Consider the following 20659-nt stretch of genomic DNA (forward strand, 5'->3'; position numbering starts at 1 on the left):
TAGCCTGCCACCACCCGTTCGAAGAACGTCTCGCAGGCTAGCCGCTGGGTCAGTGCTCAGGCCGTCGGCCGCCAGAACCCCTGAAAGCCCTGCCCCGCATTGGTCGTTCGGATCGGCGACAACTTCACGGGATCACCCGCCTCGATCATCTGACCGTTGCCGACGATCATCGCGACGTGGCCATCCCACACTGCGAGGTCGCCGGGCCGCAGTGCGCCCTGGTTGACCGCGGCGCCGATGTCCTGTTCTTGCGCCAGCCGCGGAAGCTCAAGGCCCGCTTCGTGATACGCCCATTGCGTGAGACCGCTGCAGTCCAGGCTGACTCCCGGTGTAGTACCGCCCCAGTGGTAGGGCACGCCGAGTTGGGTCAGCGCGTGGCGGACCGCACTGGCGGCGACGGCGTTCGGGGCGGTGGCCGTACTGCCGTCGGGCAGCGTGATCGCGACGCCGCTGCCGAACACGCCGGGGTCCGCCGTCGGACGGTCGCCTACGTCCGCGCCGAAACCGAAGTTGGTTGACCCGTGCGACGAGGGGAGTCCACCACCGGCGCCCGAGCCGAGCCCGGAACCCGCACCCGATCCGACGCCGCCAGCGCTACCCCAACCGGCGGATGACGGCGTGGCCGAGGCGGGAAACGTGCTCGCCGGTCCGGCCGCTGCGGTCACGGCGGCCGCGTGCCCGTCGAGCTCGGCCTCGAGTTCCTCGACCACCGCGACGGCCTCGTCGAGGGCGCGACGAGCCTCCGAAACCAACTCCTCTTCGGTGCCCGGTACGTCGAGGTCAGCCTCGAGTGCGGCTGCGCGGGCTTCGAATTCGTCGAGGATCCTCTGCAGTCGTGCCCGCGCCCTTGCGACCGCATCGGCTGCCCCCGTCGTCGTGGCGCGCAGGTCGTCGGCCCGCGACGCAATCGCCGAGACGGCGGCCACCGTCGCACTGCTGAACTCCCGGGCGGCCTCGGCCGCCGGGCCGGTCCACCCGTCACTTGCCGAACCCCAGGCCGAGGCGGCGGCTTCCGACACGGCGGCGAGGTCGTCGCGAATGCCGGCTAGCACCGTCGCGGGATCACCGGCGGGTGACCAGCCCGACCCGACCATTGCCGCGACGTCACGGATCGGTGCCGAGAGCGCCGCCACCAACGCGCTGGGCATGGTCACAACCCCAATCCGGTAAGCGATTGGCCCGCGCGGTGTTCGGTGGCGCCGTAGGCGTCGGCATTCGTCTGCGCGGTGGCGCCCGCGGCGGCCACGCGCTCACCCAACCCAGCGACCAGCCGGGCCTCCCGCGCCACCGCATCACCCAGCGCGGCCAGGAAGCGGGCACCGACCGGTCCAAGCGCGTCGGGGGACAGCGACCCGCCCGCCGACGCGAGCCGTGCGGTGACCGCCGCGAGGTCGGCGGCGTGACGGGTCTGCGCGGCGCCGAAGGCGTGGATGGCGGAGGTATCGGCGAGCATGCGGTTATGACGCGCGCCGGAGCGCTTTGGTTCCATGGACGTCTCCGACGTCGTGGTTCCACTAGGTTTGCCCGCATGGATGTGCGCGTTGTCGATCACCCCCTGGCCGCGGCGCGGCTGACCACACTGCGCGACGAGCGCACAGACAACGCCGCGTTCCGGGCCGCGCTGCGCGATCTCACGCTGATGCTGGTCTACGAGTCCATGCGCGACGCCGCGACCGAATCCGTATCCGTGCGCACTCCGCTGGCCGACACGACGGGTGCCAGATTGGCCAACCCGCCGCTGCTGGTTCCGGTGTTGCGCGCCGGGCTCGGCATGGTCGACCAGGCGCACGCGTTGATCCCGGGCGCGCACGTCGGATTTGTCGGGGTGGCCCGCGATGAGGAAACCGCGCTGCCCAAGCCGTATCTGGAGTCGCTGCCCGACGACCTCAGCGCGCAACCCGTCATGGTGCTGGACCCCATGTTGGCCACCGGCGGTTCGATGGCGTACACCCTGCGATTGCTGTACGCGCGCCACGCCGTCGACGTCACGGCGGTCTGCGTGGTGTGCGCGCCGGAAGGGATCGCCGCACTCGAGCAGGTGGCCCCCGAGTTGCGTCTGTTCACCGCGGCGATCGACGACGGGCTCAACGAGGTCGCCTACATCGTGCCGGGCCTCGGCGATGCGGGTGATCGTCAGTTCGGTCCGCGCTGAGGTGTCGTGGCCGGCAGCCCTCACACCCGCGTGAGCGCCGCCACGACATCCGCTGTCAGGCGCTCGGCTCGAGCCCTCGCCTGGTCGAGTTGTTCGCTCGCCGCGCAGCGAATCTCGGTGTAGTACTTGATCTTCGGCTCGGTGCCGGACGGTCGTACGACCACTCGGATGGACGTGGCCGCGTCGCCGCCGGACAGAACCAAGGCGTCGGTAGCGAATTGCCCCCGTCGCAACGACAGGTCGTCCACCGTGACGTCGAAGCCGGCGAGCCGGGTCGGCGGATCGGCCCGCAGCCCGGCCATGACCGAGGCCTCGGCGGGTCGCGACAGAGCCGAGGTGACGTGCACGCCGTGTCGTTGGGCCAGCCCGTTCAACGCGTCGGGCAGCGTGCGTCCGTCCTGACGCAGGGCGGCGACCAAGTCGCACACGAGCACCGCCGCGCTGATGCCGTCCTTGTCGCGCACCGCGGCCGGGTCGACGCAGTGGCCGATCGCCTCTTCGTAGGCGTAGACCAACGTGGTGCCCGGGAGGCCGGCGTCGGCGCGGGCCAGCCATTTGAACCCGGTCAACGTCTCGACGTGGTGAGCGCCGTGGGCCGCCGCGATGGCCGCCAACATGCGCGACGACACGACGGTGCTGGCCACGACGGTATTCGCCGCCACGTCGACATCAAGTTGGGATAGCACGTAATCGCCGAGTAGCCAACCGGTTTCGTCGCCGGTGAGCATGCGCCAACCCGATGGGGTCGGCACGCCGACGGCGCACCGGTCGGCGTCGGGGTCGAGCGCAATGGCCACCTCGGCGTCCACCTCGGACGCCAGCGCGAGCAACATGTCGGCGGCACCGGCCTCCTCGGGGTTGGGGAACGCGACAGTGGGGAAGTCGGGGTCGGGTGCGAACTGTTCGGCCACGATGTGGGCGTCGGTGATTCCGGCCTCTTGCAGTGCCTGCACGGCTACCTCACCGCCGACGCCATGCATCGGCGTCAGCGCTACGCGGACGTCCCCGGTCGCCCGCCTGACCTCCGCGGCCCGTCTGATGTAGTGGCGGACCAATTCAGTGTCGGTGGGTGCGACCGGCGTGCGTGCGATGTCGGTCGGTGCGTTCGACATCGCTGTCTCGACGTCCCGATCGGTGGGTGGGACGATCTGCATGCCGCCGTCGAAGTAGACCTTGTATCCGTTGTCTTGCGGTGGATTATGCGACGCGGTGAGCTGCACCCCTGCCGCCGCGCGGAGGTGCCGGACGGCGAAGGCCACCACGGGCGTCGGCGTCGGATCGGGTAGTAACACCACCGAGAATCCTTCGGCGGCAAGCACTTCGGCGGTGGCGATGGCGAAGTCATCGGACTGGTGGCGGGCGTCGCGGCCGACGACGACGGTCGAGCCACCGAGGCATCTGTCCTTGAGCACCTTTGCGACTGCCCACGTCGCCCTCGTCACGGTGTCGGTGTTCATGCCTCCGGGACCGTCGCGCATGGGTCCACGAAGGCCGGCGGTGCCGAACGTCAGCGGCGGTTCACTCATGCCGCCCATTGTTGCCCGCGGGGTTCGGCGAGGGCGGGGTTACGCCGCGGTGAGGTCGTCGGCATCGGCGAGTTTGCGCAACACCGGCGCGACGAGCATCAGGAGGTCGAACTCGAGGTCGGTGAGCGAATCGCGCATCGCCGAGCTGAGCCATTCGTCGCGCTCGGCGCGGTCCGTCTCCAGCAGGGCGGTGCCCGCATCCGTCACCTCGATGAGTTGGCGGCGCCGGTCCTCGGCGTCCGGTCTGCGCGTCACCAGGCCGCTCGCTTCGAGGTGGTTGATGCCCTCGGTGAGCGACTGCACGCGCACGTGCATGCGTGTGGCGAGCTCGGCCGGCGTGGTGACGCCTGCTCTGCTGACTTCACCGAGCACCTGCTGCTGGCTGAGCGTGAGGCCGTTGTCGCTGCGGTGGCGGCGGAGTTGGCGGGTCAGGGCCATGATCGACTCACGAAGTTCGGTGGCGTTGGCGGTAAAAGTGCGCATTACCAAGTTATACCTTGGTAGTTATCCAATTAACGCCAGTTTGCGCAGCGAAAGTAACAAGGGCATACTTGTATTAATGATGCGATGGACGTTGCTGGTGGTGATCACCGTCGCCGTGACCGTGCCGCTGACCTTGGTTGGCGTGCCATCGGCCGCGCTGTTCGCGGCGCTGATCGTCGGCATCGCGCTGGCCCTGCTCTCGTTCGCGCCCGCAGGGGTGCCCCGCAAGGCGGGCGTCGCCGCTCAGGGCGTACTGGGCGTCTACATCGGCACGATGGTGCACCGGGACGCGCTTTCGGCGCTGGGCTCCGACTGGCCGATCGTCGTCGCGGTCGCCGTCGCCACCCTGCTGTTGAGCATCGGGGCAGGCGCCCTTCTGGGCCTACATCGCGACGTCAGCCCGCTGACCGGTGCGCTGGCGCTGGTGGCGGGCGGGGCCTCCGGCCTAGTCGCCATCGCACGTGAACTCGGCGGCGACGACCGCGTGGTCGCCGTCGTGCAGTACCTGCGCGTCGCGCTGATCACTGCGTCGATGCCCGTGATCGTCACCCTGGTGTTCCACGCCGAGAAGACGGCGCATGCTGCGCCCGCCACGCAAGGTGGGGCCGCGCCCTGGTATCTCAGCATGCTGATGCTCGTCGGCATCGTGTTGGTCGGCGCGACGGGAGGTCGGCTGATCCGACTGCCCGGCGCAGGCCTACTCGGTCCCATGGCGTTGACCATCGCGTTGCAGCTGACCGGCCTCTCGTTCGGCCTTTCGGTGCCGTTGGCGCTGGTGCAACTCGGCTATGCCGTGATCGGTTGGCAGGCCGGCGTGGCGTTCACCCGCAAGTCCTTTCGGGCGATCGGGCGGGCCCTGCCGATTGCGCTCGGCCTGATCGTCGCGTTGAACGTGGCCACCGCGGGACTCGGGGTGTTGCTGGCGCGCGTGGTGGGCATCAGCCCGCTCGAGGGGTACCTGGCCACCAGTCCAGGCGGCATCTACGCGGTGCTCGCCACTGCGGTCGAAACCGGGACCAACGTCACGTTCATCGTCGCGGCGCAGGTGGTACGGGTGTTGCTCATGCTTTTCGCGGCGCCGCTGATGGCTCGCGGCTTCGTCGCACTCACGCAGCGCCTCGGCAGGCGCAAGGCCTACAGCCGGGCCAGCACCTCGGCGAGCAGGGTGCCCATCCGCGTGGCCGACTGACGGCCCGCCTCGAGCACCTCGACGTGACTGAGCGGCTCGCCCGTCATGCCTGCGGCCAGGTTCGTGACGAGCGAGACACCCATCACGTCGGCGCCCGCCGCCCTGGCCGCAATGGTTTCGTGCACCGTCGACATCCCCACCAGGTCGGCGCCGAGCGTGCGGAGCATCCGGATCTCGGCAGGCGTCTCGTAGTGCGGTCCCGGTAGTCCCGCGTAGACCCCCTCGGCCAGCGTGGGGTCCACTTCGCGGGCGAGCGCGCGCAACCGCGGCGAGTACGCGTCGACCAGGTCGACGAACTGCGCCCCGACCAACGGCGAACGCGCCGTGAGGTTCAGGTGGTCGCTGATGAGCACCGGCTGGCCGACGCCGAAGTCGTCGCGCAATCCGCCCGCCGCGTTGGTCAGCACCACGGTCCCCACGCCCGCGGCGCAGGCCGTGCGGACGGGGTGCACGACGTGGCGCAATTCGTGGCCCTCGTAGGCGTGGATGCGGCCGACCAACACCAGCACCTGCTTGTCGCCGACGGTCAGCACCAACACCTGGCCGCGGTGACCCTCTGCCGTGGGCGGGGTGAAGCCAGGCAGGTCAGCCATCGCGACGACCTGGGTGGGGGTGCCGATTTCGGCGGCGGCCGGCGCCCAGCCGGAGCCAAGTACAACGGCGACGTCGAAGCGTGCGACGCCGGTCCGCGCCAATAGCTCGGCGGCGGCCGCCTCGGCGACGGTTTGCGGGTCGGTCACAACGAGGCAGCCTAGCGCCGACGCCACGTTCACAGCCGCAGTGAGATACTTCGAAGATGCCCGCAGCAACCGCGTCCGTCACCGTCGAGGATGCGGTGACACGCAGACGCGGAGAGCTGATCGAGTTGTCGCACTCGATCCACGCCGAGCCCGAGCTGGCGTTCAACGAACATCGCAGCTGCGCCAAGACCCAGGCTCTCGTCGCCGAGCGCGGCTTCGAGATTGCAGCGGCCCCCGGTGGTTTGGCTACCGCGTTTCGCGCGACCTTCGGCAGTGGATCGCTCGTCGTCGGCATCTGCGCCGAGTACGACGCGCTGCCCGGCATCGGACACGCCTGCGGGCACAACATCATTGCGGCCTCCGCGGTGGGGACCGCGCTGGCCCTTGCGGACGTGGCCGACGAGCTCGATCTCACCGTGGTGTTGCTCGGCACCCCCGCCGAGGAGGCGGGCGGCGGCAAGGTATTGCTACTCGAGGCGGGCGCCTTCGACGACGTCGCGGCCACCGTCATGCTGCACGCAGGTCCGCTCGACATCGCCAGGGCCCGATCCTTGGCGCTGTCGCAGGTGGCGGTGACCTACGTCGGACGCGAGGCGCATGCCGCGGTCGCTCCGTACCTCGGGTTGAACGCCGTCGACGCGATCACCGTCGCGCAGGTGGCCATTGGCCTACTGCGCCAACAGTTGGAACCCGGGCAGATGATGCACGGGATCGTCACCGACGGAGGGCAGGCCACCAACATCATCCCCGGACGCGCCGAGTTGGAGTACACGATGCGGGCCAACGACGCCGGGTCGCTTGCCACGTTGGAGGGTCGGATGACCGACTGCTTCCTCGCGGGCGCCATCGCGACGGGTTGCGACTACACGGTCGCCGAGACCGAGCCCGCGTACCACGAACTGACGCCAGATACGTGGCTGGCCAACACCTTTCGCGAGGAGATGGTGCGGCTCGGCCGGACGCCCGTCGGGACCGACGTCGAGGCGCTGCTTCCGTTGGGCAGTACCGACATGGGCAACGTCACGCAGGTGATGCCTGGCATCCATCCGATCGTGGGAATCGACGCAGGAGGCGCGTCGGTCCACCAGCCGGGCTTCGCCGCGGCCGCCGCCGGGCCCAGTGCCGACAAGGCCGTCATCGAGGGCGCCATCATGCTGGCCCGCACGGTGGTCAGCCTGGCCCAGACGCCCGCCGAGCGCGATCGCGTGCTGGACCTACACGCCCGAAGGAAGGCGTCATGAGCCTGCAGGACTACACCGAGGCCTGGCTGGCCAGTCACCATGACGACCTGGTGGCCTGGCGCAGGCACATCCACGCCCACCCGGAACTTGGACGGCAGGAGTTCGCGACCACCCAGTTCGTCGCGATGCACCTGGCCGATGCCGGGCTCAATCCGAAGGTGCTGCCGGGAGGCACGGGTCTGACGTGCGACTTCGGCCCCGAGGACGGCCCGAGGGTGGCGTTGCGTGCCGACATGGACGCGCTGCCGATGGCAGAGCGCACCGGAGCGTCGTACGCGTCACTGGTCCCGAACGTGGCCCACGCGTGTGGTCACGACGGCCATACCGCGGTGCTGCTCGGGGCCGCGTTGGCGCTGGCCTCGGTGCCCGAGCTACCCGTCGGTGTCCGGCTCATCTTCCAGGCCGCCGAGGAACTGATGCCAGGCGGCGCCATCGACGCCGTCGCTGCCGGTGCGTTGACCGGGGTGTCCCGGATCTTCGCGCTGCACTGCGACCCGCGGCTGGCCGTCGGCAACATTGCCACGAAGGCAGGCCCGATCACTTCGGCGGCCGACCAGGTCGAGATCACCGTGCACTCGCCCGGCGGGCACACGTCGCGACCGCACCTCACCGGCGACCTGGTCTACGCGCTGGGCACCTTGATCACCGGGGTGCCGGGAATCCTTTCGCGGCGGGTCGACCCGCGCAACAGCACCGTGATGGTGTGGGGTGCGGTCAACGCCGGGGTGGCCGCCAACGCCATCCCACAGACCGGCACGCTCGCAGGCACCATCCGCACCGCCAGCCGCGAAGCGTGGGTGGCGATGGAAGACCTTGTCCGCGAGATAGTTTCGTCACTGTTGGCATCGTTGAACGTGGAATACAGCGTGCAGTACCGCCGTGGCGTTCCTCCGGTGGTCAACGACGAGCTCTCCACGCGCATGCTCATCCACGCCATCGAGGCGATTGGTGCCGACGTGCTCTCCGATACCTATCAGTCCGGCGGCGGTGAGGACTTCTCCTGGTACCTCGAAGAGGTCCCGGGAGCGATGGCGCGGCTGGGCGTGTGGTCCGGTCAAGGCCCGCAGCTGGATCTGCATCAACCCACGTTCGACCTCGACGAGCGGGCGTTGGCGGTGGGGGTTCGGGTACTGGTCAACATCGTCGCGCAATCGGCCGGGCTCTGAGCCGATGCCGGTGGGTAACCGACGCTAGGTGCCCGGCCCGACGTTGCTGGCCGGCCTGGTCCGGATATCGTGCACGTAATCTGCTGGGGCACCGGCGATTTCGGCGGCGTCGGCCATCACGCCAAGGTAGCGGGCCGACGGAATCCCGCCCTCCCACGCGTCGATGACGTAGAGCCAGGCGAGCACCGGCTCGGTATCGGTGTCAGATGACTCGCGGTGCACCCGGCATCTGATCTTCGTGTGGATGCCGAGCTCCGAACCCTCCCAGCGGTCGAGGTTGGCCTCGTCCTCCTTGGTCATGTCGTAGAGCACGACGAACACCTTGGAGGCCGGATCCTCGACCAGGGTGGCCAGCGCGCCCTCCCAGCCGATGTCCTCGCCACCGAACGTCAACCGCCAGCCGTGGATCCACCCCGTGCCCGCCATCGGTGAATGGGGTGCACGCTGCAACATCTGCTCCGGATGCATGTTCGATCCATAGGCGGCGTAGATCGGCACGGAGGCAAGCCTAGAGGTTCACCAGGTAACGGGACGGGCAACCGACGGGTTAGGTCGGTCACCTGCGAAGCGACGGGGGAAGAAGCCGACAGCTAAGTTATTACCGTGGTTACGCGCATCGTCATCATCGGTGGCGGTCCTGCAGGTTACGAGGCTGCGCTGGTCGCGGCGGGTCGTGGCCCGGACGTCGCACAGGTCACGGTCGTCGACTCCGACGGCATCGGCGGTGCCTGCGTGTTGTTCGACTGCGTGCCGTCCAAGACCTTCATCGCGTCGACCGGTGTCCGGACCGAACTGCGACGTGCCAACGGGCTTGGATTCGACATCGCCATCGAGGACGCCAAGATCTCGCTGCCGCAGATTCACAATCGCGTGAAGACACTGGCCAGGTCGCAGTCCGCCGACATCGGAAGCCAGCTTCTTCGCGACGGCGTCAGCGTCGTCAACGGCCGCGCCGAACTGGTCGATGACATCACCGGGATGGCCCACCACCGGGTGAAGGTCACCACGTCGGACGGCAAGATCGGAGTGCTCAAGGCCGACGTGGTGTTGATCGCCACCGGGGCGCGCCCGCGGGTGCTTCCGAATGCGGCGCCCGACGGCGAGCGGATCCTCAACTGGCGCCAGCTGTACGACCTGACCGAACTTCCCGAGCATCTCGTCATCGTCGGTTCGGGTGTGACGGGTGCGGAGTTCTGCAGTGCCTACACCGAGCTTGGCGTCAAGGTCACGGTGGTGGCCAGCCGCGACCAGATCCTGCCCCACGAGGACTCCGACGCCGCCGCGGTGCTGGAGGAGGCGTTCGCCGAACGCGGCGTGAAGCTGGTCAAGAACGCGCGCGCCGACACGGTCACGCGTACCCCGAACGGTGTCGTGGTCGCGATGGCCGACGGCCGACGCGTCGAGGGCAGCCACGCGCTGATGACCGTCGGCTCGGTCCCCAACACCGAAGGGCTCGGCCTCGAAAAGGTGGGCATCGAGCTCAGCGCGGGTAACTACCTTTCCGTGGACCGCGTTTCGCGGACGTCGGCGGCGGGCATTTACGCCGCAGGCGACTGCACGGGGCTGTTGCCGCTGGCGTCGGTGGCCGCCATGCAGGGCCGCATCGCGATGTACCACGCGCTCGGTGAAGGGGTGTCACCGATCCGGCTGCGCACCGTGGCGGCTGCGGTGTTCACCCGCCCGGAGATCGCCGCCGTCGGTGTACCGCAGACCGCCATCGACAACGGAACCGTGCCTGCCCGCACGCTGATGTTGCCGTTGACCACCAACGCCCGCGCCAAGATGTCGCTGCTGCGCCGAGGCTTCGTCAAGATCTTCTGCCGCCCGGCGACCGGTGTCGTCATCGGCGGTGTCGTCGTCGCGCCCATCGCGTCGGAGTTGATCTTGCCGATCGCGCTGGCGGTGCAGAACCGGATATCCGTGACGGACCTCGCGCAGACGCTCTCGGTGTACCCGTCGCTGTCGGGCTCGACCGTCGAAGCTGCGCGGCGGCTCATGGCCCACGACGACCTCGATTGACGCCGATTTGTGGAGTTTCAGCGGCGGTGCGCGCCTGCCAAACTCCACAAATCGCGTCGGGTACGTACGCTGAGTGCCGTACTGACGAGTAACTAGAGGAGTCCCCGCAGTGAGCGACCCGATCCCCGGTCCGGGCAACGGGCAGACCCTGCTCGGCCCCGAATCGCGTGCGCAGGCCTGGGAACGCCTCGGTAGCGAGCAGTTCGACGTCGTGGTGATCGGCGGCGGCGTCGTCGGCGCCGGGGCTGCGCTCGACGCAGCGACGCGCGGGTTGAAGGTGGCCCTCGTCGAGGCCCGCGACTTCGCATCCGGCACTTCGAGCCGCTCCTCGAAGATGTTCCACGGCGGGCTGCGCTACCTCGAGCAGCTGGAGTTCGGCCTGGTGCGCGAGGCGCTGCACGAACGCGAACTGTCGTTGACGACGCTGGCGCCCCACCTCGTCAAGCCGTTGCCGTTCCTGTTCCCGCTGACCAAGCGACTGTGGGAACGGCCGTACGTGGCAGCGGGCATCTTCCTCTACGACCAGCTCGGCGGCGCGAAATCCGTTCCCGCACAGAAGCATTTGCTCAAGGCAGGCGCGCTTCGGCTGGCTCCTGGGCTCAAGCGCAGCTCGCTGATCGGCGGGATTCGCTACTACGACACCGTCGTCGACGACGCGCGGCACACCATGACGGTGGCCCGCACCGCGGCGCACTACGGCGCGGTGGTACGGACGTCGACCCAGGTGGTGGCGCTGCTTCGCGAGGGCGACCGAGTCACCGGTGTGCGCGTCCGCGATTCCGAGGACGGTGCCGTCACCGACGTCCACGGCCACGTCGTGGTCAACGCGACCGGGGTGTGGACCGACGAGATTCAGGCGCTGTCCAAGCAACGCGGCCGATTCCGGGTGCGCGCATCCAAGGGCGTGCACATCGTGGTACCGCGCGACCGCGTCGTCAGCGAGGTGGCCATCATCCTGCGCACCGAGCACTCGGTGCTGTTCGTGATCCCGTGGGGCACGCACTGGATCATCGGCACCACCGACACCGACTGGAACCTCGACCTGGCCCACCCGGCGGCCACCAAGGCCGACATCGACTACATCCTCAACACCGTCAACACCGTGCTCGCCACCCCGCTGACCCACGACGACATCGACGGCGTCTACGCGGGACTGCGCCCGCTGCTGGCCGGGGAGAGCGAAGAGACCTCGAAGCTGTCGCGCGAGCACGCCGTCGCGGTGCCTGCACCGGGGCTCGTCGCGATCGCCGGCGGAAAGTACACCACCTACCGCGTCATGGGCGCCGACGCGATCGACGCCGCCAGCGAGTTCGTTCCGACCCGGGTGGCACCGTCGATCACCGAGAAAGTGCCGCTGATGGGCGCCGACGGCTACTTCGCGCTGATCAATCAGACCGAGCACGTCGGCGCGCACTACGGGCTTCATCCGTACCGGGTGCGGCACCTGTTGGACCGGTACGGATCGCTGATCGGCGAAGTGCTCGACATGGCCACCGACAAACCCGAACTGCTGACCCCGCTGACCGACGCGCCGGTCTACCTGAAGGTCGAGGCGTACTACGCCGCGGCGGCCGAGGGCGCGCTGCACCTTGAGGACATCCTGGCGCGCCGGATGCGCATCGCCATCGAATACCCGCACCGCGGCGTCGACTGCGCGCGTGAGGTCGCCGAGGTCGTCGCGCCCGTGCTGGGCTGGAGCGCCGAGGACATCGACCGCGAAGTCGCCACCTACTTGGCTCGCGTCGAAGCCGAGGTGCTGTCGCAGACTCAACCCGACGACGAGTCCGCCGACGCGTTACGCGCCGCGGCGCCCGAGGCGCGCGCGGAGATCCTCGAGCCGGTGCCCTTGACGTGAGGCGCGCCCGCCAAGCGCCGCTACCGGACCGCGATGGAATCGGGCCGGCGCGGGTGCGGTTGCGTGGTTCGGCGGGCAGGAGCGGGGCGACGCGGGGCGAGCTCGTGCGAGTCGTCGCTGAGCTCACCGAGCGGTTCGGTCCCACAGCTGCGGCGAAAGTACTTGCCGGAGAAGTAGTCTGCGCCGACGGAACCGCCGTGACCGAGGCCACCGTGCTACCCCGCGACGCGTACGTCTACCTCTACCGCGAACTTCCGATCGAAGCCGTCGTGCCCTTTGAGATCCCAGTCCTTTACCGCGACGACGACATCGTGGTGGTGGACAAGCCGCACTTCCTGGCCACTATGCCGCGCGGTGGTCACGTCGCGCAGACCGCCTTGGTACGACTGCGGCGCGAGCTCGAGCTGCCGGAGCTCAGCCCCGCTCACCGCCTGGACCGGCTGACCGCGGGCGTGCTGCTGTTCACTGCCCGCCGCGAGGTGCGCGGTGCGTATCAGACGATGTTCGCCCGCGGCGAGGTCTCGAAGACCTACCTGGCCCGAGCGGGAGTCTCGCCATTGGAGTTTCCGTTGACGCTGCGGAGCCGGATCACCAAGCAGCGCAGCCGTTTACAGGCCTTCGAGGAACCTGGCGAGCCGAATGCGGAGACGGTGGTGGAATACCTTGGTGACGGCGTCTACCGCCTGACGCCGAAGACCGGGCGCACCCATCAGTTGCGGGTGCACATGGCGTCGCTGGGCTTGCCCATCGTCAACGATTCGTTGTACCCGAACGTGATTGACGTGGCACCTGACGATTTCTCCATGCCCTTGCAGCTGCTCGCCCAGACGCTGGCCTTCGACGACCCGCTCCGCGGCGGCCGCCGAGAGTTCGTCAGCGCGCGCACGCTGGGGCGTACGGTGGCCGAATGACCGATCCCGTTGACACGCGACCGACCCAGTTGGCCGCCTTGAAGGCATTGGCCGCTGATGCCCCGGTGGTGATGGTCAACCTGCTGAAGTTCAATGAGGGCGGCGGACGCGAGCGCTACCTGCAGTATGGCCGCGAGGTCGCGCCACACCTGGCGCGCGTGGGCGCAGAAGTCCGTTACAGCGGCACCGCGCCGGTCAACCTTATCGGCGACGGTGAGCGTCCGTGGTGGGACGCGATCCTGGTCGTCGAGTACCCCACCCCATCCGCATTCGTCGACATGGTCAAAGACCCTGGCTACCAACGGATTCACGAACATCGGGCGGCCGCGCTCGAACGGGGCGACCTGATCGCCACGTCGACGTGGACGATGGCCGACTAGCTCGTGTTTCTGATCACGGGGGCAGGCGGCGGGGTCGGCAGCGTGAGCCGCTCCGTCGTCGAAGAACTGCGCGCTGACGGCCAGCCGGTGCGCGCCATGGTGCGTCGCGAGGACGAGCGGGCCGGCCGGCTGCGTGACCTCGGCGCCGAGGTGGTCGTGGCTGACCTGACTTCACCACTGGACGTCGCCAACGCCGTGCGCGGCGTCACCCGGATGTTCTTCAACATGAGCGTGTCGGCTGAGTACCTGGAGGCGGCATCGGTGGTCGCCGCCGTCGGCCATGAACTCGGCGGGTTGGAGGTGCTCGTGAACATGTCGCAGATGACCGTCTCGCAGATGACGCTTACCAGCACCGAGGAGTCCCGCCACCAACGCTGGCACTGGCTGGCCGAGCACATCTTGACCTGGTCGGGCGTGCCCGTGATCCACGTCCGCCCGACCGCCTTCCTCGACAATCCGCTGTTCACCGTGCTCGGGGCGCGCTCGGTCCGTGAGCGTGGGGTGCTGGCGTTGCCGTTCGGCGCCGGGCGCACCTCGCCGATCGCGGCCACCGACGTGGCTCACGTCGTCGCCGCGTTGTTGCGCGAACCGGACGGCCGGATCGGGCACGTATACGAGTTGACGGGGCCGCAGGTGCTGGACACCGCCGGGCTCGCCGAACAGTTCGGTCGGGCGCTGGGCAGGCCGATCGTCGCCGAGGACATGCCGGCCGATGGCTTGGGTGATCAACTGGTGGCCGCCGGCCTGCCCGATCATGTGGCACAACACATCTCGACGATGGCGCGGCTCCACCGGGAGGACCGCTACAACCGAGCCACCGACGACGTCGAGCAGATATTGGGGCGGCCTGCGCTGTCCGTCGAGCAGTACGTGGCAGCGCACCGGGAGCTCTACTCCTAGCGCGTCAATCCGAAGATTTCGGCCGCCAGGAACGGCACGGGGGAGAGCGCGGCGATGAACGCGCTTCTGGTGCCGACGAGCGGCTTGCTGCGCAGCCCGAGCGCGAAGTCCGCGCCGTCGCTGAGCAGTCCAGCGGTGGCCCACCGTCGGAGCTCGTTTTGGCCGCCGCCCGCCCACGCGTGGCACGCGCCGGAGCCGAGTACCACGTCGCGGATGCCGATGGTCTTCATCAGCAGTGTCTCCGTACCCGAACCGGCCCGGAAGAATCGGCCCGGCGCAAGGAGCATCGCGGCGCCAACGCCGACTCGGGCCACTGCGACCGCAGCCAGTATCGGGCTCGCCCGTGGGGTCTCGCGCTTCATGGAGGAACCCTAGCGCCGTGGCGAATCGCAGCGTGTTGTACTGACGACGTGGACCGCACCTCGTTCGACCGACTCTTCGACATGACCGATCGCACCGTCGTCGTCACGGGCGGCACCCGCGGCATCGGACGTGCGCTCGCAGAGGGCTTCGTGCTCGCCGGCGCGCGAGTCGTGGTGGCCAGCAGGAAGGCCGATGCGTGCGAGGAGGCCGCCAAGCACCTGCGGGGCCTCGGCGGCCAGGCCATCGGCGTGGCGGCCCACGCAGGCAGTCTCGAGGACCTCGACGTGCTCGTCGATCGCGCGGTGGCCGAGTTCGGCGGCATCGACGTGGTGGTCAACAATGCGGCCAATGCGTTGGCGCAGCCGCTGGGGGAGATCACCCCCGACGCCATGAACAAGTCGTATGAGGTGAACCTGCGCGGTCCGGTGTTCCTCGTCCAGAAGGCCCTGCCGCACCTCAAGGCGAGTTCCGCTGCGGCGGTCCTGAACGTCGTGTCGGTCGGGGCGTTCAACTTCTCGGGGGACATGTCGATCTACTCGTCGAACAAGGCCGCGTTGATGTCGTACACGCGGTCGATGGCTGCGGCTTTCGTGCGCGACGGCATTCGGGTCAATGCGCTCGCGCCCGGACCTGTCGACACCGACATGATGCGCAACAACCCGCCGGAGGCCATCAAGGGCATGATGGGCGGCACGCTGATGAAGCGGTTGGCCACTCCCGACGAGATGGTGGGTGCCGCACTGCTGTTGTGTTCGGGCGCAGGCAGTTACATTACGGGCACCGTCGTGATCGTCGACGGTGGCGGTACGCCCCGTTAGTCACAGCGTTGATGTGGTGGCGCGAATTTCGGCGTGGCCTGACGTGACGTCTCCGCTTCTTGGTCAGCCGACGCGGGCGTCGTACGTCGCGCGATTGGCGAGCACGTCGTCCATGTGCATTTCGGCCCAGGCCTTGAGGGCGCGCATCATTTCGTGCAGTGAGAGACCGAGGTCGGTCAGCTCGTAGGAGACCGTGACGGGAACGGTCGGCACCACGGTGCGCGTGATGAGACCGTCACGTTCCAGGGAGCGCAACGTCTGAGTGAGCATCTTCTGGCTGACGCCGACCAACAGGCGGGACAGCTCTGAGTAGCGCATGGGTCGTGGCTCACCGGCGCAGTCGGGGCTGAACCGATGCGAGCCGACGCCGCTGCCCAGCGCGGTCAGGACCAGCGCGACCCATTTGTTGGAGAGCCGGTCGAGCAACGTGCGGCTGGGGCATGCCGCCAGGAAAGCGTCATATTCGGCCTTGGTTTGTGCCCTCTTGCGGGCCGCAGTTTCTGTTGCCATCGAACCGCTCACTCTCAACTCGTGAGTGCCTTACGCACTCCGAAGTGCGTACTTCCCATCGGAAAGTTACCTACCCATACTGGTGCAAGGCCCCGTCAGGAACCACCGCACTCACCACGAAAGACACAGGCATGAGCAAATTCTTCACTACACATCCCGGCGGCACCTGGGTGCTCGGCGACCTGATCGTCACCCGGTTCGGTTACGGTGCAATGCAACTCGCCGGCCCAGGGGTCATGGGGCCACCTGCCGACCACGACGGCGCACTCGCCGTCCTCCGCGAGGTCATCGACCTAGGAATCACCCATGTCGACACCGCCGTCGCCTATGGGCCGCGCGTCACCAACGAGCTGATCCGTGAAGCGTTGCACCCGTACCCCGAATCGCTGCACATCGTTACCAAGGTCGGCGCGACCCGCGACCAGCAGGGCGGCTGGCCCCCGGCCCGACAACCCGATGAGCTGCGCCGTTCGGTCGACGAGAATCTCGAAACCCTCGGCCTCGACGTGCTCGACCTGGTGAACCTGCGGCTCGGCAACGCCGAAGGCCCCCAACCCGGCTCGCTCGCTGAGCCCTTCGAAACGCTCGTCGAACTCCAGCAGCAGGGCCTGATCCGGCACCTCGGCGTGAGCAACGCGACGGCCGAACAGGTTGCCGAGGCGCAGGCGATTGCGCCGATCGTGTGCGTGCAGAACATGTACAACCTCGCCTACCGCCAAGACGACGACCTGATCGACTCGCTCGCCGCAGCGGGCATCGCCTTCGTGCCGTTCTTCCCGCTCGGCGGCTTCAGCCCGTTGCAGTCCTCGGCGCTCTCGACCGTAGCCGCCAGGTTGGTGGCGACGCCGATGTCGGTCGCCCTCGCCTGGCTGCTTCAGCGGTCGCCGAACATCCTGCTGATTCCCGGCACCTCATCGACGGCGCACCTGCGCGAAAACGTTGCGGGCGCGGGGCTCTCGTTCTCCGACGATGACCTCGCCGCGCTGGACAAGATCGGCCAGTAGCCATGAAACTCGTCATCCGAACGGTCGGCACCGGATCCCGCACAGCCGCCCTCGTCCACGGCGCCATGATGAGCGGGGAGGTCTGGCGCGATATGGCGGCGGTGCTGCTCGAGCGCTACGACCTGACCCTGCTGCTCGTTGATCAGCGCGGTCACGGCGACAGCCCGCGATCCGATCGCTACACACCTGCCGACTTCGCGGCCGACCTCGTCGAAAACTTGCCTCCGGATCTCGACTTCCTGATCGGGCAGTCGCTGGGCGGGCTGTCGGGCGCGATGGCGTCCGCCGCCCTTCGCCCGAAGCGGTTCATCGGCCTTGACCCCGCATTCGCGGTGACCGGGCGCATGGCCTTCGCCCTACGCAACATCGCGCCGTACATGCCTCGGTTCCCAGATTGGCTGCTGCACGCCTTCGACATTCCATCGCCGGGAAGCGCGCCCGACACCTTGGCGCGTCTCCGGGCGATGTGGGCGAAGTGGGACCCGGCGATGATGCACCCGCTCGTCGACTCGGGCAAGCGCGATCCATATGTCGTCGCGCCGCCCGCCGTGCCGTCCACACTGTTGCTTGCCGATAACAGCTTCGCCGTCCTGCCCCGCGCCGCCGACGCACTGCGCGAGCTCGGCTGGGATGTGCGGGTCAAGCCCGGCGCCGTCCACGACCTACACGTGCAGGATCCGCGTGGCGTCGTTGATCTGCTGGCCGACGTGCTCGCCCGCGTCGAGCAGTCCTGACGCGTACGGCTCAAACGGTGGATACAGGCCCCGCTAGGCCTTCTCCCGATTCACGAAGGCGGCCGCGGCCTCGCGCATTTCGCCGCTGGTAGACGCCAGGATCTGACTACGGTTCTCGACGTGCAGCGCCGCCTCGATGCCCGACGCCTCGAGATTCGCCCACAGCACCTGCTTGGTGGACTCCACCCCGAATTGTCCATAGCCGCAGAGTGTGTCGGCGATCGCCAGCGCGTCCTCGACCACGGAGCCAGTCGAAAGCCGGGACACCAGGCCGATTCGCAATGCCTCGTCCGCTTTGACCGTGCGCGCGGTGAGGATGAGGTCGAACGCCTGGCCCGAGCCGACGACGCGCGGCAGCGTGTAGCTGACCCCGATGTCGCAGCCGCCGAGGCCGAGCTTGATGAACTGGGTGCAGAACCGGGCTTCGGGCGCAGCGATCCGGATGTCGGACGCCAGCGCGAGCGCGAAGCCTCCGCCGTACGCGGGCCCGTTGACGGCGGAGATGACGGGCTGCCGCAACCGGATCAGCTTGGTGGTGAGGTCGGCGATGCGCTCCTGCCAGCGCATGCCTGCGCGAGGCATGCCCAGCGTCGACGCGTCGATTGGCGACGGTGCGGTCAAGTCGAGGCCTGAGCAGAATCCGCGGCCGGCTCCGGTGAGCACGACGACGCGGCACTCGTCGTCGCGGTCGAGGTCGTCCAACGTGTGGTGCAGGTCCTCGACGAGCTCGTGGTTCAACGCGTTGAGCTTCTCCGGCCGGTTCAGCGTGACGAGCGTGACGTCGGGACGCGGGCGGGTGAGTTCGAGATGTGACATGAAGACAACCTATTGGTCGTTCAGTCGGTACTGTGCCAACCCGCCATCCCGACGACGATCATCCGCAGCTGCTTGACTGCGATGCGTCGGATCTCTTCGATTGCCGAAGCGTCCACTGAATCTTCTATGGCCTCGGCGATCGAGATCATGGCGTTGACGATCAGCGTGGCCAAGATGTTGAGGTCTTCGGCGCTCCAGGTGTTCAGGCCGGGGAAACGGGCCAGGTCGATGGCCAGTTCGGACGTGATGAGTCGGATCTCCGTGCGGATGGCGTAGCGCAGCACGGTCACGCCGCTGTTGCGTTCGCGGCCGATGAAACGCCAGTGTTCGCGCCGCTCGTTGACGCCGGCGACCAAGATGTCGACCGACGACTCGATAAACCGCTTGGGGTCGAGCTTGCCCGCGCGGGCGCCGCGCAGCATGTCGCGCAACGCCCGGAACGACTCGTCGATGAGCACCAGGCCGAGGGCATCCATCGACTCGAAGTGCCGGTAGAACGCCGCAGGCACGATGCCGGCCTCGCGAGTGACTTCGCGGAGGCTGAGCGCGCTGAAGCTGCGCTCTTCGAGTAGCCGTAGCGCGGCGGCCACGATCGCGCGCCGCGTCGCCGCCTTGCGTTCCTCCCTAGACAGCGTGTCCCGGGAGCGCGAACTCCCCGAACGTTCGGATCGCGACGTTCGTGAACTAGGCGTACGACTGTTCACTTTGTGAAAGCTATCACAACCAGGCCAGAAACCATTGACGGATCAGTGTCCGCAGGCGCACGGTGTACACATGTTCACCCAAACTTTGAAGCCGCGCCTCCGGGATCGAGTGCTGCGCTCAGCCCTGGTAGACCTACTGACCGGACCGCACGGCGTTGACCGATACACCGAGCTTGTCGAGCCGACCTGGACCATCGGCGACGCCCGCGCCAAGGTCGTCGCGGTCCGCCGCGACACCCCACGCAGCGTCACGTTGACGCTGGAACCGAACGCCGTGTTCACCGCAGGCACACCACTGCGGGCCGGGCAGCACGTCGTCCTCACCGTCGAGGTCGACGGCCGCCGCCAGACGCGGTGCTATTCGCCCGCCAATGCCGAGGGCGACCGGTTCATCGAACTGACCATCGGCGTCCACCAGGACGGACTGGTCTCCAACCACCTGTACCGCAATGCGCAGCCGGGAATGGTCGTCGGTCTGACGGTCGGCGGCGGGGAGTTCGTGCTCCCCACCGAGCGGCCCCGACGCATCCTCCTCGTCTCCGGCGGCAGCGGCATCACCCCGGTGATGTCGATGCTTCGCACCATGAGGGCTGAGGGTTCCGACCGTGAGGTCGCCTTCGTCCACTACGCCCGCACCCCGCAGGATGCGTGCTACCGCGACGAGCTCGCCGCCATGCCCAGCGTCAAGGTGCTGCACGGCTACACCCGCGACGGCATCGGCGAGCTCAGCGGCAAGTTTGACGCCGACCACCTCGCCGCGGCGATGCCCGAACCCGACGCCGTGTTCGTCTGCGGGCCGCCCGCACTCGTCGACGCCGTACGCGCCCACTGTGCAGACGCCCAGTCGGAGAGCTTCGTCCCGCCCGTCTACGAGGTGCCTGCCGAGGCATCGGGCGGCACGGTGTCGTTCGCCGAGAGTGGCGTCGCCGTCACCGACGACGGACGCTCGCTGCTCGAGCAGGCCGAGGCCGCCGGGCTGACACCGGCGAGCGGATGCCGCATGGGCATCTGCCACACCTGCACCCGCCGCAAGACCAGCGGCGCGGTCAAGAACCTGATCACCGGCGCCGTGTCGACAGCCGACGGCGAGGACGTGCAGATCTGCGTCACCGCCCCGGTCGGCGACGTCGCCCTCGCGCTCTAACCGA

Annotated in this window: 23 protein-coding genes; 13 read left to right on the forward strand and 10 right to left on the reverse strand. The window is 68.4% G+C overall.

The genetic code is table 11. The features are described 5' to 3' along the window. Positions 1–56: 56 nt before the first annotated feature. Together SLQ30_RS08840 and SLQ30_RS08845 are read right to left on the reverse strand one after the other, a co-directional pair. On the reverse strand, positions 57–1148 hold the full coding sequence (locus SLQ30_RS08840) for a C40 family peptidase (protein WP_319445878.1): 1092 nt from the start codon (positions 1146–1148) through the stop codon (positions 57–59). A gap of 2 nt (positions 1149–1150) precedes the next feature. Beyond that, positions 1151–1489, reverse strand: coding sequence for a hypothetical protein (locus SLQ30_RS08845; RefSeq protein ID WP_319445879.1), 339 nt, complete (start codon positions 1487–1489; stop codon positions 1151–1153). A gap of 39 nt (positions 1490–1528) precedes the next feature. Between SLQ30_RS08845 and upp the strand changes: the two genes are divergently transcribed. After that, a complete protein-coding gene (gene upp / locus SLQ30_RS08850) occupies positions 1529–2152 on the forward strand; it encodes a uracil phosphoribosyltransferase (protein ID WP_319445880.1) in 624 nt (207 codons plus the stop codon). 20 nt (positions 2153–2172) lie between these two features. Here upp and SLQ30_RS08855 read toward each other — a convergent pair whose 3' ends face one another. Both SLQ30_RS08855 and SLQ30_RS08860 read right to left on the reverse strand, forming a co-directional pair. Further along, positions 2173–3678: a phospho-sugar mutase gene (locus SLQ30_RS08855; RefSeq protein WP_319445881.1), complete on the reverse strand. Its 1506-nt coding sequence runs from the start codon at positions 3676–3678 to the stop codon at positions 2173–2175. A 39-nt stretch (positions 3679–3717) separates the two neighbouring features. After that, positions 3718–4161, reverse strand: coding sequence for a MarR family winged helix-turn-helix transcriptional regulator (locus SLQ30_RS08860; RefSeq protein ID WP_319445882.1), 444 nt, complete (start codon positions 4159–4161; stop codon positions 3718–3720). A gap of 76 nt (positions 4162–4237) precedes the next feature. Here SLQ30_RS08860 and SLQ30_RS08865 point away from each other — a divergent pair, with 76 nt between their 5' ends. Further along, complete coding sequence (locus tag SLQ30_RS08865) at positions 4238–5350, forward strand: AbrB family transcriptional regulator (RefSeq protein ID WP_319445883.1); 1113 nt, start codon at positions 4238–4240, stop codon at positions 5348–5350. Here the strand turns inward: SLQ30_RS08865 and SLQ30_RS08870 are convergent. Next, positions 5296–6090: a purine-nucleoside phosphorylase gene (locus SLQ30_RS08870; RefSeq protein WP_319445884.1), complete on the reverse strand. Its 795-nt coding sequence runs from the start codon at positions 6088–6090 to the stop codon at positions 5296–5298. The two genes, SLQ30_RS08865 and SLQ30_RS08870, sit on opposite strands and share 55 nt — an antisense overlap. Before the next feature lie 56 nt (positions 6091–6146). Between SLQ30_RS08870 and SLQ30_RS08875 the strand changes: the two genes are divergently transcribed. Next, a complete protein-coding gene (locus tag SLQ30_RS08875) occupies positions 6147–7331 on the forward strand; it encodes a M20 family metallopeptidase (protein WP_319445885.1) in 1185 nt (394 codons plus the stop codon). Next, positions 7328–8497 carry an amidohydrolase gene (locus tag SLQ30_RS08880; protein ID WP_319445886.1) on the forward strand — a complete coding sequence of 390 codons (1170 nt, stop codon included), beginning with the start codon at positions 7328–7330 and terminating at the stop codon, positions 8495–8497. The genes SLQ30_RS08875 and SLQ30_RS08880 overlap by 4 nt, the downstream gene beginning before the upstream one ends. Before the next feature lie 24 nt (positions 8498–8521). Here SLQ30_RS08880 and SLQ30_RS08885 read toward each other — a convergent pair whose 3' ends face one another. After that, positions 8522–8995 carry a gamma-glutamylcyclotransferase gene (locus SLQ30_RS08885; RefSeq protein ID WP_319445887.1) on the reverse strand — a complete coding sequence of 158 codons (474 nt, stop codon included), beginning with the start codon at positions 8993–8995 and terminating at the stop codon, positions 8522–8524. Positions 8996–9100: 105 nt separating this feature from the next. On the opposite strand from SLQ30_RS08885, the gene SLQ30_RS08890 reads away from it, so the two are divergent. The 5 genes from SLQ30_RS08890 to SLQ30_RS08910 all read left to right on the forward strand — a co-directional run bounded on the left by SLQ30_RS08890 (position 9101) and on the right by SLQ30_RS08910 (position 14562). Continuing rightward, positions 9101–10516, forward strand: a complete 1416-nt coding sequence (locus SLQ30_RS08890) for an NAD(P)H-quinone dehydrogenase (RefSeq protein WP_319445888.1) — start codon at positions 9101–9103, stop codon at positions 10514–10516. Positions 10517–10625: 109 nt separating this feature from the next. Further along, a complete protein-coding gene (locus SLQ30_RS08895) occupies positions 10626–12371 on the forward strand; it encodes a glycerol-3-phosphate dehydrogenase/oxidase (protein WP_319445889.1) in 1746 nt (581 codons plus the stop codon). Continuing rightward, positions 12368–13282: a pseudouridine synthase gene (locus tag SLQ30_RS08900; protein ID WP_319445890.1), complete on the forward strand. Its 915-nt coding sequence runs from the start codon at positions 12368–12370 to the stop codon at positions 13280–13282. Before SLQ30_RS08895 ends, SLQ30_RS08900 begins: the two co-directional genes overlap by 4 nt. Continuing rightward, positions 13279–13662, forward strand: a complete 384-nt coding sequence (locus SLQ30_RS08905) for a DUF1330 domain-containing protein (protein WP_319445891.1) — start codon at positions 13279–13281, stop codon at positions 13660–13662. The genes SLQ30_RS08900 and SLQ30_RS08905 overlap by 4 nt, the downstream gene beginning before the upstream one ends. 42 nt (positions 13663–13704) lie before the next feature. Then, positions 13705–14562: an NAD(P)H-binding protein gene (locus SLQ30_RS08910; RefSeq protein WP_413467965.1), complete on the forward strand. Its 858-nt coding sequence runs from the start codon at positions 13705–13707 to the stop codon at positions 14560–14562. Here SLQ30_RS08910 and SLQ30_RS08915 read toward each other — a convergent pair. Continuing rightward, positions 14559–14924, reverse strand: a complete 366-nt coding sequence (locus SLQ30_RS08915; RefSeq protein ID WP_319445893.1) for a hypothetical protein — start codon at positions 14922–14924, stop codon at positions 14559–14561. The two genes, SLQ30_RS08910 and SLQ30_RS08915, sit on opposite strands and share 4 nt — an antisense overlap. Before the next feature lie 48 nt (positions 14925–14972). Here SLQ30_RS08915 and SLQ30_RS08920 point away from each other — a divergent pair, with 48 nt between their 5' ends. Further along, the gene (locus tag SLQ30_RS08920) at positions 14973–15743 is read left to right on the forward strand and encodes an SDR family oxidoreductase (RefSeq protein WP_319445894.1); all 771 of its coding nucleotides are present in this window, start codon (positions 14973–14975) and stop codon (positions 15741–15743) included. Positions 15744–15806: 63 nt separating this feature from the next. On the opposite strand, the gene SLQ30_RS08925 is transcribed toward SLQ30_RS08920, so the two are convergent. Beyond that, positions 15807–16253, reverse strand: coding sequence for a helix-turn-helix domain-containing protein (locus tag SLQ30_RS08925; protein ID WP_319445895.1), 447 nt, complete (start codon positions 16251–16253; stop codon positions 15807–15809). Between the two features lie 131 nt (positions 16254–16384). On the opposite strand from SLQ30_RS08925, the gene SLQ30_RS08930 reads away from it, so the two are divergent. Beyond that, positions 16385–17257 (forward strand): aldo/keto reductase family oxidoreductase, encoded by an 873-nt coding sequence (locus tag SLQ30_RS08930; protein ID WP_319445896.1) that lies wholly within the window; start codon positions 16385–16387, stop codon positions 17255–17257. 2 nt (positions 17258–17259) lie between these two features. Next, positions 17260–17991 carry an alpha/beta hydrolase gene (locus SLQ30_RS08935; RefSeq protein WP_319445897.1) on the forward strand — a complete coding sequence of 244 codons (732 nt, stop codon included), beginning with the start codon at positions 17260–17262 and terminating at the stop codon, positions 17989–17991. Positions 17992–18024: 33 nt separating this feature from the next. On the opposite strand, the gene SLQ30_RS08940 is transcribed toward SLQ30_RS08935, so the two are convergent. Both SLQ30_RS08940 and SLQ30_RS08945 read right to left on the reverse strand, forming a co-directional pair. After that, positions 18025–18807, reverse strand: coding sequence for an enoyl-CoA hydratase/isomerase family protein (locus tag SLQ30_RS08940; protein ID WP_319445898.1), 783 nt, complete (start codon positions 18805–18807; stop codon positions 18025–18027). Between the two features lie 20 nt (positions 18808–18827). Then, a complete protein-coding gene (locus SLQ30_RS08945; RefSeq protein ID WP_319445899.1) occupies positions 18828–19511 on the reverse strand; it encodes a TetR family transcriptional regulator in 684 nt (227 codons plus the stop codon). A 70-nt stretch (positions 19512–19581) separates the two neighbouring features. Here SLQ30_RS08945 and SLQ30_RS08950 point away from each other — a divergent pair, with 70 nt between their 5' ends. Then, a complete protein-coding gene (locus SLQ30_RS08950; RefSeq protein ID WP_319445900.1) occupies positions 19582–20655 on the forward strand; it encodes a ferredoxin reductase in 1074 nt (357 codons plus the stop codon). Positions 20656–20659 lie beyond the last annotated feature (4 nt).

The sequence above is a fragment of the Mycobacterium sp. RTGN4 genome (genome assembly GCF_033804635.1).
Taxonomy (GTDB): Bacteria; Actinomycetota; Actinomycetes; order Mycobacteriales; family Mycobacteriaceae; genus Mycobacterium.